The organism is Paenirhodobacter hankyongi, assembly GCF_003664585.1.
Taxonomy (GTDB): Bacteria; Pseudomonadota; Alphaproteobacteria; order Rhodobacterales; family Rhodobacteraceae; genus Rhodobacter; species Rhodobacter hankyongi.
The window spans coordinates 1-11,642 of the sequence record NZ_RCHI01000019.1 but is presented as its reverse complement, the minus strand read 5'-3'; the positions used below and the strand labels follow the sequence as shown (position 1 = coordinate 11,642).

The following is an 11,642-nucleotide window of genomic DNA, read 5'->3' as shown; positions in this document are numbered from 1 at the left end:
GCGGCTGATTACGAAGAGGGGGAGCATTGAAATGTGCGGGCGTTTCATCGATCCGAACCTTCGGAACACTGAGGTCGAGATGTCGCAGATCAAGATCGCCCCGTTCCCCCGGCGCTACAACGTCAAGCCGACGGACGAAGTTGTGATCCTTGCAAAGCACCCGCTGACGGCATTCACGGCACGCTGGGGCTTGATCCCATCCTGGTTTTCCGGTGACGCCCCGAAGGACTGGAAGGCGGCTACCTTCAACGCGCGGGTCGAGGATGCGCCTACGAAGCCGACCTTCCGGCAGGTCTGGCGCCACGGGCGCTGCCTGATCCCGGTGGGCGGGTTTTACGAATGGACGGGACCGAAGGGGCGCCGCCAGCCACACTTCTTCCGTTCGGCCGGGAATGAGGAGAACCTGTTTCTTGCAGGGCTGGCAAGTCGCTGGCACGACCTGTTGACCTGCACGATCATGACCCGCGCTGCAACCGATGCAATGGCGGGTCTGCACGAACGGATGCCGGTGATCTTGAACGCCGACGAGCGCGGAGCCTGGCTTGGCGGCTCCGATGGCGCAGGCCTTGGCGACGACGCCAGACTCGAACACCACCCTGTCAGACCTTTCTCGATGCGCGATGACGGGCCTGAGCTGATTGAGGCGATCGGCGACTGAGGCCCCACCGGTGGCCAAGGGCGGAGAGCGGCCGGTCGAGGTGTGAGGCCCCGCCGGCAGCCCAGGGCGGGGAGCGGCCATTCGCTGCATCTACCTATGATTGAGGAATAACCGCCGAAACCGGACTTACAACATTTGAGTTCCTGGGCTACCGTGTGGCGAGACAGCAAGGACGAAATTTACTTGGAGTGGTTGCTTGATCAATTTTAGAAAAGGGAACAGAGACGAGTTTGCAAAACTCTCCCCTGAAGCAGGGTATGATGACCGCGCTGAAATTATCCGGCGGCATCTGGCAGAGGCCTTCGGTTCCAAGAACCTGTCTTTTCTCATCGGCTCCGGTTGCTCATCCTACATGCACGAAGGCAATGATCTTGGCATTCCGACGATGGGGCCGCTTGCCGCAGAGTTCCAGGTAACGCTTGAAGAAATTCCAGGTCTGCCTGGCGTCGGCGTGTTTGTGACAGCTGAACAAATAATGACCCTCAACGATCAGCTGGGGATCGATCTAACCCATGAAGACTTTCGAAAAAACCTGGAGCGGTTGATGGAAGCCCTCATGACGGCGCAGCAGTTTTGTAAGAGAAGCGGTAAGGCGGATCTTCAAGGTGCCCTCGGAACCGTCGAGGCCGTCATCGCAGGCGTGAAAAAGTTCATCCTTCAGAAATGCACTGAAGGACCTTTTGCAAACGGCGACGAAGCAGTCGTGACGCTGTATCGGCGCTTTTATCAGTCGCTGGCCACCCGATCCCGTGGCCTTGCGCCGCCTTGGGTTTTCACCACAAATTACGACCTCTTTAACGAGAGGGCGATGGATCGATCCGGCATTCCCTATTCCAACGGGTTTGCGGGCACGGTTGAGCGCCGTTTCAACCCTTCCACATACCGCCGCGCCCTAGCTGAACAGCTCGATATTTCCTCAAAAAGGTGGGCGGCGGTCGATGGATACGTGCATTTCTGCAAGCTCCATGGGTCTGTAAACTGGACGGAAGAGGAGACAGGTCTTTTCCCGATCCGGGAGTCTGCTGACAAGCCCGATCCTTCCAAGGATCGCGTCATGATCTATCCGACGCCCTCGAAGCAGACCGCGAGTTTTGGCTCGCCCTATTCGGACATGTTCCGTGAGTTTCAGCGTCAGGTCGTTCAAGATCAAAGTGTCCTTTTCGTGATGGGATTCAGCTTTGGCGACGAGCACATTAACAACATTATTTTTCAGGGACTAACCCTCCCGGGCTTCCGCCTGATCGCCTTCCTCAATCCTGACGACGCCAACAATCCGGTGACTAAAGAACTCGCAGCGCTAGGAGACCCGAGGATTTCCTTCATCTGGGGCAGCGACGAGGCGACAGGCAAGAAGGCGCACTACTTCGACAGTATCGTGCAAGACTTGATGCCAACGAGCACTGACCAGAAAGAAGAACAGGCTATCGAAAAGGTCTTCAAGAAGCTGCTCTCCAAGCAGCAGGGTGGCGAAAATGGCGAGGGATGATGCAAGCCGTGCCATAGGCAAGATCGTTAGCGTTTCAGCGGATCGCCTAGTCGTCGAACTGCATAGAGGGAGCGATAACTTCACAGTCGTTGGCTTCGATGATGTCCATTACGTCGCGACCTTGGGATCGTATCTGATGGTGCCGACCCAATCCGAGTATGTCGTCTTGGAGGTTATCGGGCTCCGAGAGAAGGATTTTTCGCCAGCCTACGGCAACGCAGCAGAGATGGACAAAACCACGGCAGCAAAGTTCCTCGATGTGGTTCCCGTCGGCTCAATGCCGGTCCAAGGAGGCTCTTTCAAATTTGGGGTCTCGACGTTTCCGCCGCTTTATGCAGATGCCCTTTATGCGCGTGATGAAGACCTGGACCGCATCTTCAACGTGGAGCAACCAGCAGATCGTGAGACAAAGACCGACGCTGAGGGGGCTCAAAAGGAGGGAACGGTTCCCCATACGATCGAGATAGGCACGTCAGCGGTTTTCAAGGACTATCCTGTGAAGGCGCAGCTTGACGCACTTTTCGGTGGGCATGTCGCTGTTCTTGGAAATACCGGAAGCGGAAAATCTTGCACTGTAGCTTCTATTATTCAGTCCGTGTTTGATAGAGCAGAAGAGTTTTGGGCAATTGGTGCTTCTTTCGTCCTATTTGATGTCAACGGTGAGTATCGACAAGCATTTGAAGACATGCCTTGGCAAATTCAAGCGAGCTACTTCAAAGCAACGAGCTCAGAAGCTGAAGCTGAAGTTCTGGACGAAGGTTTCATCGGTGCAGATTTGGTTGACAGATTTCGTCTGCCGCACTGGTTCATGACCGTTGACGAGTGGGCTTTGTTGTTGCGCGCTAGCGAAAAAACACAACTGCCAGCGCTGAGAACCGCACTCGGGCTAACAACCCTTTTTCAGGAAGAGCCTGTCGCGGATGTCGTTGACGGAGCTAGTGATGATCTTAAAGGTGTTCGAAACCACGTTTTGGCAAAGATCATTCTATCTATTTTAAATGATGATGCCAGTGTGCCAAGCAAAGAGGGGAGAATCCTCGCGTTACTTCATACGTTTTCCACGGATGAGATTTGTAGGGGCACGATCAAAGCGGGTTTGTACAATGATTTTGGGCAGTTCAAAGACGGAAGAAATTCTAGCACATCAGAAAACTACGAAGCTGTGTTGGCACTCCTGCAAAATCAGGTCACGGACGAACCTGTGCTTCCCAGTTACGGAAATACACCATTTTCCTTTGGGAGATTGCAAGCAGCACTCGATCTTGCCCTATTTTATGAAGAAGCAAACGGAAACAAGCAGATAAGGGAATATTGTTCGCAACTGGTTACACGATTGAAGTCTGTTTCTGACAATCCAGATTTCGAGTTTTTGCGGGCATCTGTTGAAGGCTTGCAGGATTACGACAGGGAGCCGACGCACTTCGTTGATCGACTCCTTGGTCTTGCACGGGAGGGCACAAGCTACCGGAAAGACCGTCAAATCTGCATCATCGACCTAAACGATGCGTCGGACGAGATCGTCGAACTAGCCTCTGCCGTTGTTGCACGGCTGATCTTCGACCGGATGCGCCGCGCGACGCCCCGAAACAAGATGCCTGTCCATCTGATCCTCGAAGAGGCGCACCGCTACATCTCAGAGCGCCCGAGCCGCTTTGCCATCGACGCGGGCATAACCTTCCAGCGGATTGCCAAAGAGGGCAGGAAATACGGGGCTTTCTTGATTGTGGCTTCACAACGGCCAAGCGAGCTCTCGAAGACGGTTCTCTCGCAGTGTAACAACTTCATCATTCACCGCATCCAAAACCCCGACGATCTTTCGCAGATTAAGCAGATGACGCCATTCATCTCGGAAACAGTTCTGAGGCGCTTGCCATCTCTACCGAAGCAGCACGCGCTGATCTTCGGAAGCGCGGTGAAGATTCCGACCACCTTCCGCGTCAGGGATGCCGATCCTACGCCCAACAGCGACGACACGCAGGTTCGCGACCTTTGGTATGTCCCCCAGAATCCAAGTTTGCACTGGAAAGCATAGCCTCTTGGACTTCCACTTCTGAAAGTAGGCCGCACGAGTATGACAACCGTCACAGCATGGCTCTCGGTGTCAGCCACAGGCAAAAGGACATTTTACTTGGGGGCTGATAGCCAAGGGACATCTCTTCAAACTGGTCAAGCAGTGTCTTTGCGAGAAAAGAAGGTCTTTGAAAGCGTTTGCACCCCAGAAATTTTTGCCCTCTCAGGGGATCTCCAATGGGGCCAATCTTTCCTGCGGCAGCTCCTGAAAGAAATTCAGCGTGCTGTGATCCAATCTTCGCCCGGGACCCGAGGCCGGGCTGAAGAATTTTGTGAATTGCCTTGTGCTACCCCTCTGAAGGGGCCGATTTGTGAGCTTGAAATCCTATACGGCGCGCGCTGCGATGCCGAAGGGCCTTCAGACTTTCAACTGTTTCGCTTGCATCATGCCGGGCGCGCGAATTCAAGTTGGAGCGTGAACCAGATTGGTGAGAATGAGTTGAACAGCAAAAAGTCGGCGTATGTCTATAGTTCGGGCCTAGGTGGTCGCGCGAACAAGGACCGGCAAAAATGGATTGCCAAAGGTGATCAAGGCGACGTGGCTCGGACCTGCTTTTGGTCCCTCTGTGATCTAGTCAATGGCATCCCTTCAAAATCCTTCATGACGGGAGGTCATCCACAACTTGTAAAGCTTGATCAACGCGGCTTCGGCCACGCTGTTGGAGTGAAATTCAATGGCGTCCCGACTGTCTACGGAAGGCGGACCACTAATCCCCAGAGTTTTGCGAAATTTTGGGTCGATGAGGATTTCACTCAGCTAAATCCCGAAACATTGGAGAAATACAGTCAAGCGCAGAAATATGGTCGAAGTAGGAGCGGGCGATGACGATTAGGCTCAATTGGCAATGTCTGCTTTGATGAAGCTGCACCGCAGCATCACTTCACTCGGTGAAGGTCGGCTCAGGGCCGGGCGCGGCGAAACCCGGCGTCGGGCCTGACCGTCCGGCGGGGGCTGAGCGGGGCTCAAACGGGCGGTCAGATCCCCCGCCGATCCGCCCGCCCGCTCCGCCGCCCGGCACATTCCAGTGCCGGGCCCACAGTCAAATCAGCAGCCCGGCCGGGGCCCGATTGGAGATCAGCAGCTCGCGTGCAGCCGTGGCGCCGGCCGCGCTGATCGAGTAGCTCAGCGCGACTTCTTCGATCTCGAACCCGGCGAAGATCTCGCGGATCTCTGGCGTGTCGTTGATGGACAGGATGAAGGGGCCGTCGATGCTGCCAAGCAGCCGGGCCATTTCGGCGAACTGACCGCGGTCGAACATCCCCTTGCCATAGTCGTTCTCGCCCCCGAAATACGGCGGGTCCAGGTAGAACAGCGCGCCAGGGCGATCATAACGCCGGACCAGCTCGGCCCAGTCCAAATTCTCGAAGACCACCCCGTCGAGGCGGCGCCAGGCCGCCTCCAGCACCGCCGCAAGATGTTCGACCGAGAACCGCGCGCGCCCGGCATCGACCCCGAAGACGCCGGCGACCTTTCCGCCAAAGCTGAGCCGTTGCAGGTAGAGGAACCGTGCCGCGCGCTCGAGGTCGGTCAACGCTTCGGGTGGCGTGGCGCGCAGGCGCTCGAACTCGCTCCGGCTCACCAGCTGGAAGTGCAGCGCCTCCAGCAGCTGCGCATGGTGCCGTTGCAGCACCCGGAACAGGTTCACGATCTCGCCGTTCAGGTCGTTCGCCACCTCGAGCCGCGGCCGGAACCGCCGACGCAGGAACACACCGCCCATCCCGACGAAGGGCTCGATGTAAGTCTTGTGGTCGATTGCCTCGATCCGTTCGATGATCCGGCGGTGCAGATGTTTCTTGCCGCCCAGCCAGGGGGCGACCGGAGCCGCGGGTTTCACTTGCTTCATGTTCGCTATTCGTTCCATATGTCACCCTCCCGCGCGGGGAGCAGGCGACCATCAACCCACGGGCGGGTCGGCGCGGAACGGGGCAAACGTCACCGCGTGGTCGGGCTGTTGGCGCAGCCCGCCCCTGCCGCCGGGATCGGCGACAAGGGAAACACACTTAATTACACACCCTCCTTGATGCGATGGAATGAGTGTGTATATAAATACCCACGAAGGAGGGGCGATGGAGTTCGAGACCAATTCCCGAAAGCTCCTGAAGGTTCTGAAAGACGCAGGGTTCGAGGTGGTCTCCGTCAAAGGCGATCACCACAAGCTCCGGAAGGGCGACAGGATGGTGATCCCGCCCCACCCGAAGAAGGACCTGCCGCTTGGCACCGTCAGGAGCATCTACCGACAGGCGGGGCTGCTCTAGGCCCCGTCACCATCGCCTCTCCGCATCCACGTCAAGGAGGACAAGATGCGCTACTATACCGCGCTCGTGCATCACGACGAGGGCAGTGCTTATGGCCTGACCTTCCCGGATCTTCCCGGCTGTTTTGCCGCCGCTGACAGTTGGGACGATATCCCCCGGGCCACTGCCGAGGCGCTCGATCTCTGGTTCGAGGATCAACCCGATGTCGAGGCCGCGTCGATCGAGACCATCCGCAAGCGCCCGGAGGTGGCCGAGGAACTCGCCGCCGGCGCAGTGCTGATGCCGGTGCCCTACATCCCGGCGGACACCGCTCTCGCCCGGGTCAATATCTCGATCGAGCGCGGGCTCCTGCGCGCCATCGACGAGACCGCCCGGGCGCGCCACATGACCCGTTCGTCCTTCCTCGCCTCAGCCGCCCGGCGCGAACTGGTTGGCGCTGCATGATGCTCAGTGATGGCCAGCTAGGGGAAGGCCGGCTCTCAACGCAAGAACCAACATTTCAAAGGCCATTTCCGATGAAATTCCTGCCTTTCATTTCCGCCTTCCTTTTTTCAACCACGGTGCAGGCTGCCGATATCAGCGGCACAGCCTCGGTGATTGATGGCGACACGATCGATATTCACGGCCAGCGCATTAGGCTGCATGGCATCGACTGCCCCGAGGGGCGGCAGCGGTGCTACATCGCGGGAAAACCCTGGGCCTGCGGAACAGATGCCGCAAATGCCCTGGCAGACCAGATCGGCCGAGCACCTGTTTCCTGCCAACCTCGGGACGTCGATCGCTATGGACGTGTTGTGGCGATCTGCAGATCCCGTGGAACCAACCTCAATGCCTGGATGGTTGAGAATGGCTGGGCTGTCGCCTATCGCCATTACTCTCTTGACTACGTTGCCGCAGAGAACCGGGCACGATCGGCCAAGCGCGGCATCTGGGCCAGTCAGTTCGAAATGCCTTGGGACTGGCGACGCAGCCGCTGACAGTGGCGCATCTCAGCCGTCACAGGCGCACCCTGGCCCCTTGTGGCAAGTGTATGATCTGCTGATACAGCTATCCCCGCAGGCTTTGCCCTTGTGGCAGATTTTGCAGCAGGCTGCATTGAAGACCTTTTCCTTCGGCTCCTGGTTCTGGATCCGGCCTAACAGATCGATCGCGGCATCCGGCTTGACGATCTCAATCTGAAGAGATTGGGGCAGAAAGGGCTGCCCAGACTGGGCGTTAGCCGGAAAGAGAAGAGCAGAAACACAAAGGACCAATATCATGAACAAATGTTTCATGGGTCACCCCCCTTCGGCAAGGGACGACGCACCCAATTCGACGGCGCGTCAAGTGAAGATTGGCTTCATGGCTAATGCCTATTGACCTCCCCGCCTCCCCCGGACCGCGCGCCAGATCTGCTCGGGCCAGCGCAAGGGGCTGTCGAGGAGGAGCGCGACGGCGAAGGCGAGGATCAGCCAGGGCGGGCTGGCGCTCTCTTGTGCCGAGGGGCTGCGCCTTGGTGCGCGCCGCCTGCCCGTTCGCGGCAACCTTCGGGCCGCTCAGCAGACCGGGCAGAGTGCTACAGGCCGAGCGTGCGAGGCAAGGCGCCCGCGCGCCGACGCCTCTGCATGACTGCCACAGGACGCACCGATCGCGCGGCCTCCCGCAAACAAAGATCCCAAATTGGGAACGCCGCTATTGACTTCGCTTCACGGCGGCCTGATATTCCCGATACGGGAACAATGGATGCACGATGCAGATCATCGCAAAATCGACGCTTCGGACCTTCTGGGAACGGGAGCCGCGCGCCGAAGCTCCGCTGAAGGCATGGTATACCATTGCATCTCAAGCGAACTGGGCGGGCCCGGCCGATGTGAAGTCCGCGTTTGGCACCACGGTCGATTTCGTTGGCGACAACCGCGTCATCTTCGATATCGGGGGCAACAAGTATCGCCTGATCGTCCACTTCGCCTACCCGTTTCGCCGGGCGCTGATCAAGTTCGTCGGCACCCACAAGGACTATGACAAGATCAACCCGGAGACGATCTGATGATGGACATCCGACCGATCCGCACCAAGGCGGACCACGACTGGGCGCTCGCTGAGATCGCCCGATATTTCGACAACCAGCCGACGCCGGGAACTCCGGACGCCGACCGCTTCGACGTTCTCGCCGATCTGATCGAGGCCTATGAAGACCGGAACTTCCCGATCGAGCCGATGGAGCCGATCGACTTCCTGCGGGCCCACATGGAAGCGACCGGCCGCACCCAGGCCGATCTGGCGGCCCTGTTCGGCTCTCGCCCGCGCGCGTCCGAGGTGCTGAACCGCAAGCGTGCACTCACCCTCGACATGATCCACAAGTTGAGCAGCGAGTGGCACATCCCGGCGGATTGCCTTGTGCGCCCCTATCACCTCGTCGCGGCGTGACCGTCACGCCCGCCTCCCCCTGACCGCGCGCCAGATCTGCTCGGGCCAGCGCAATGGGCTGTCGAGCAGCAGCGCAACAGCAAAGGCGAGGATCAGCCAGGGCGGGCTGTTGCCCTCGACGACCACGCGCTCGACGCGGCCCGCGCGCACGGCATTGGCGTCGGCCGATTGCACGACGTCGCGGCCGGCGGTGGCGGTGCGGATCGCCTGATCGCGCTGCGTGCTGGTGCCCAGCGTCTGCGCCGCGGTGCGGGCCGCCTGCCCGTTCGCGGCGACCTTCGGGCCACTCAGCAGACCGGGCAGCGCGCCGCAGGCACCAAGTGCGAGGCAGAGTGCCAGCGTACCCCCTGCCCGGCTCACAGCCCGCTCAGGCACAGGTCGCGCTCCGCCTCCCGCCGGCGCACGAGGCCGCGCACCACCTGCCCGCCGGCCCGGTTCCACAGCCGCAGCGCATCGCAGGCGCCGCGCAGATCGCCCGCCCGGGCCCGCCGCGCCATGCTCGAGCCACAGAACGCGCCGGAGCCGATGTTGTAGGCGGCCGAGATGAAGGCGGCGCGCGTCGGGTCGGGCAGCTCGGCGGGCAGGCACGGCCGGATCTCGCGCTCGAACTGCGCCACCCGGGTTGCCAGACGGCTGTCGCATTCGGCCGGCGTCGCCACCTGCCCCGGCCGCACGCCCTGCGTGTCGCCGTCGCAGATCGTCCAGACGCCGACGATGTCGCGATAGGCGCGTAGCTCGCGCCCCTCGAAAGGAGTGATGACCGCCGCGGCAAGCGCCAGCACCGCACCGAGCCCCGCCACGGTGCGCCGGCCCACGGCGCCGCTCTCGTCGGCGCAGAAGGCCCGGCCCCGGCCTCGGCGCCATTTGCGGATCAGCAGCGCGAGGTTCACCACCGCGATCAGCAAGCCCACGATCGGCACCAGCTGCGAGGCGAAGGTCGAGGCGCTCTCGAGCGTCGGCCACCACGCCGGGAACGAGATCGCCCCCGGGATCGTGGCCCATCCGGCCCGCGTCGCAATCTGGTCGAGTTTGTCAGTCGTCACTGTCCTGCCCCTTTCCGGCAACAAAAAACCCGCCGGTGGCGGGTGCATCTTCATGGGTTGTTTTGATCGCCAGTCAGTCGGCGGGGGCATCGTGCGGCGGCAGGGTCACGGGGCCGTCCGCGGTCACCGTGATCGGCTCCGGGAAGCGGGTCGCCTCGGGGGCCTCGGCGCCATGCGGTAGCACGATCGTGACATGCCACTCGCCGCTCACCTGCTCGGGCTGCCCGACGATCCAGTCGTGCGGCGCTTCGGGCGTGGCCGTATAGGCCGCGAGATCGGTCGCAACACCGTTGCACGTCATGACCGAGCCGACACGCTCGAGCACGAGTGCCTGCTGGCGCAACTGCGGGGTCAGAGTAATTTTCATCGTGTTCTCCTTAGGTCATCGTCGACCAGCGGCCGGTGGCGCGCAGGTGCACCGCGGCGGCGAGGCGAGTATCGGTTTTGTCCCGCACCGAGAACGTGCACCCGGTTGCGTCGGGGGCCGCATCGAGCTGGGCAGCGGCCAGCACCGATGCCGAAACGGCCGTCATCGTCACAACGGGCGCCGCCACGAACGAGGCCGGAAAGGTCCACGTTTTGGCACCAGTGGTGAGCGAGGTGATCGTGGCCGAGCATTCAAGGTAGCCGTCGGCGCGCATCTCATAGCTGCCGTTCGCGTTGCTTCCGGCCCCGAAGAGCGCGCCGGTGGGCACACCCGCCGCCTGCCCCACCGTGCCGAGGACATTGCCGCTGTCATAGAGGCGGCGCCACGGGCCCCAGGAGGTGGTGGAGTAACTCTTGCGGATCCAGGTCTGCCCGTTGTTGGGCGTCGTATAGATCTGCGTCGTCTGGTTCAGGGTCGGCCGCAGCACGAGCACACCGTCGCCGACGGTCGCCCCGGTCGGCAGCGTGCCGAGCGTGGTGGCGCTCGAGACCCACCAGAACCCCTGCGGGATGTCGTATCTGTCGATATTGTCGAGCGCCGGGCTGGACATCGCCCCGAGCCCCATCCAGCCCGGGGTGAGCAGACGCCCTGGCGTCGTGTCGGCGGCGGATTGCACCACGGCGGTGCCGCTCAGGAGCCCGGTAAGCTGCAGGCCGGCGGCGGTGATCCGCGCCCGTTCGACCCCGCCGGTCGCCAGGCCGATGGCATTGGCGCCGGTGCGGAACAGGCCGGTGTCGCCGTCCCCGACAAAGGAGAGCCCGGGCGCGGCGGCCGAGCCCGTGGGGACGAACAGGGGGAACCCGTCGCCATACTTGTTGACCTCTGCCACGAGGGCGTTGAGATCCGCCACCAGCGTCGCGATGTAGGCCACAAGTGCATCGGCGCGGGGCGAGAACGTCGCCGGATCGTTGCGGCTCGGCGACGCGGGCGGCGTGGTGATCGTCGGAAGTGTCATGTAAGGCCCTCCACTTCAAGGCTGCCAAAGCTGACGGAGGTCGTCAGCGGGATCCAGAAATTCTGAAAGTATCCGTAGACGGTCGTGCCGAACTGGCTCGTCTCGTCTCCGGCGTAATAGACGGCGGGGGTGGCGCGCACCCGCGCGAGGATCTTGCGGATGCGGCGTGCATCGCCGGTCGGGAAGCTGAAGCGGAACTTCGTTCCATCCGAATATGGCCGCGGCACGATGGTGAAATTGCCGAAGGCGTCGCGCTCCTTCACCGAGAAATCCTCGATCCCAATCTCGGTGTCGACCAGCGTCTCGCCGAGCACCTGCGCGCGACCGAGCACGATCTGGCC

At 61.0% G+C, this 11,642-nt stretch carries 15 protein-coding genes and 1 pseudogene; 9 read left to right on the top strand and 7 right to left on the bottom strand.

What is annotated here, in order from left to right:
- Positions 1-31: 31 nt before the first annotated feature.
- The 4 genes from DYS74_RS15905 (at position 32) to DYS74_RS18510 (ending at position 5,040) form a co-directional block, all read left to right on the top strand.
- Positions 32-658, top strand: coding sequence for an SOS response-associated peptidase (locus tag DYS74_RS15905; RefSeq protein ID WP_121534661.1), 627 nt, complete (start codon positions 32-34; stop codon positions 656-658).
- Between the two features lie 196 nt (positions 659-854).
- Positions 855-2,144 carry an SIR2 family protein gene (locus DYS74_RS15900; protein WP_245965307.1) on the top strand — a complete coding sequence of 430 codons (1,290 nt, stop codon included), beginning with the start codon at positions 855-857 and terminating at the stop codon, positions 2,142-2,144.
- On the top strand, positions 2,131-4,176 hold the full coding sequence (locus tag DYS74_RS15895; protein ID WP_121534659.1) for an ATP-binding protein: 2,046 nt from the start codon (positions 2,131-2,133) through the stop codon (positions 4,174-4,176). The genes DYS74_RS15900 and DYS74_RS15895 overlap by 14 nt, the downstream gene beginning before the upstream one ends.
- Before the next feature lie 96 nt (positions 4,177-4,272).
- Positions 4,273-5,040, top strand: a complete 768-nt coding sequence (locus tag DYS74_RS18510; protein WP_147435527.1) for a hypothetical protein — start codon at positions 4,273-4,275, stop codon at positions 5,038-5,040.
- 214 nt (positions 5,041-5,254) lie between these two features.
- On the opposite strand, the gene DYS74_RS15890 is transcribed toward DYS74_RS18510, so the two are convergent.
- Positions 5,255-6,058 (bottom strand): DNA adenine methylase, encoded by an 804-nt coding sequence (locus DYS74_RS15890; protein WP_121534658.1) that lies wholly within the window; start codon positions 6,056-6,058, stop codon positions 5,255-5,257.
- A gap of 223 nt (positions 6,059-6,281) precedes the next feature.
- On the opposite strand from DYS74_RS15890, the gene DYS74_RS15885 reads away from it, so the two are divergent.
- The 3 genes from DYS74_RS15885 to DYS74_RS15875 all read left to right on the top strand — a co-directional run bounded on the left by DYS74_RS15885 (position 6,282) and on the right by DYS74_RS15875 (position 7,447).
- Complete coding sequence (locus tag DYS74_RS15885) at positions 6,282-6,470, top strand: type II toxin-antitoxin system HicA family toxin (protein ID WP_121534657.1); 189 nt, start codon at positions 6,282-6,284, stop codon at positions 6,468-6,470.
- Between the two features lie 45 nt (positions 6,471-6,515).
- Positions 6,516-6,914, top strand: coding sequence for a type II toxin-antitoxin system HicB family antitoxin (locus DYS74_RS15880; protein ID WP_121534656.1), 399 nt, complete (start codon positions 6,516-6,518; stop codon positions 6,912-6,914).
- Between the two features lie 71 nt (positions 6,915-6,985).
- Complete coding sequence (locus tag DYS74_RS15875) at positions 6,986-7,447, top strand: thermonuclease family protein (RefSeq protein ID WP_121534655.1); 462 nt, start codon at positions 6,986-6,988, stop codon at positions 7,445-7,447.
- 12 nt (positions 7,448-7,459) lie between these two features.
- On the opposite strand, the gene DYS74_RS18505 is transcribed toward DYS74_RS15875, so the two are convergent.
- Positions 7,460-7,744: a hypothetical protein gene (locus DYS74_RS18505; RefSeq protein WP_147435526.1), complete on the bottom strand. Its 285-nt coding sequence runs from the start codon at positions 7,742-7,744 to the stop codon at positions 7,460-7,462.
- A gap of 455 nt (positions 7,745-8,199) precedes the next feature.
- Here DYS74_RS18505 and DYS74_RS15870 point away from each other — a divergent pair, with 455 nt between their 5' ends.
- On the top strand, positions 8,200-8,496 hold the full coding sequence (locus tag DYS74_RS15870; RefSeq protein WP_121534654.1) for a type II toxin-antitoxin system HigB family toxin: 297 nt from the start codon (positions 8,200-8,202) through the stop codon (positions 8,494-8,496).
- Positions 8,496-8,876: a helix-turn-helix domain-containing protein gene (locus tag DYS74_RS15865; protein WP_245965306.1), complete on the top strand. Its 381-nt coding sequence runs from the start codon at positions 8,496-8,498 to the stop codon at positions 8,874-8,876. Before DYS74_RS15870 ends, DYS74_RS15865 begins: the two co-directional genes overlap by 1 nt.
- 3 nt (positions 8,877-8,879) lie before the next feature.
- Here the strand turns inward: DYS74_RS15865 and DYS74_RS15860 are convergent, their stop codons facing one another.
- The 5 genes and pseudogenes from DYS74_RS15860 to DYS74_RS18715 form a co-directional block, all read right to left on the bottom strand.
- Positions 8,880-9,236: a bacteriophage spanin2 family protein gene (locus tag DYS74_RS15860; protein ID WP_121534652.1), complete on the bottom strand. Its 357-nt coding sequence runs from the start codon at positions 9,234-9,236 to the stop codon at positions 8,880-8,882.
- Positions 9,233-9,919, bottom strand: coding sequence for a lysozyme (locus tag DYS74_RS15855; protein WP_220668866.1), 687 nt, complete (start codon positions 9,917-9,919; stop codon positions 9,233-9,235). The genes DYS74_RS15860 and DYS74_RS15855 overlap by 4 nt, the downstream gene beginning before the upstream one ends.
- 73 nt (positions 9,920-9,992) lie before the next feature.
- Positions 9,993-10,286 carry a hypothetical protein gene (locus tag DYS74_RS15850; protein WP_147435524.1) on the bottom strand — a complete coding sequence of 98 codons (294 nt, stop codon included), beginning with the start codon at positions 10,284-10,286 and terminating at the stop codon, positions 9,993-9,995.
- A gap of 10 nt (positions 10,287-10,296) precedes the next feature.
- Positions 10,297-11,301, bottom strand: a complete 1,005-nt coding sequence (locus tag DYS74_RS15845) for a pyocin knob domain-containing protein (RefSeq protein WP_121534650.1) — start codon at positions 11,299-11,301, stop codon at positions 10,297-10,299.
- Positions 11,298-11,642: pseudogene (locus DYS74_RS18715) on the bottom strand (hypothetical protein); the annotation flags it as partial. The gene DYS74_RS15845 and the pseudogene DYS74_RS18715, both read right to left, overlap by 4 nt.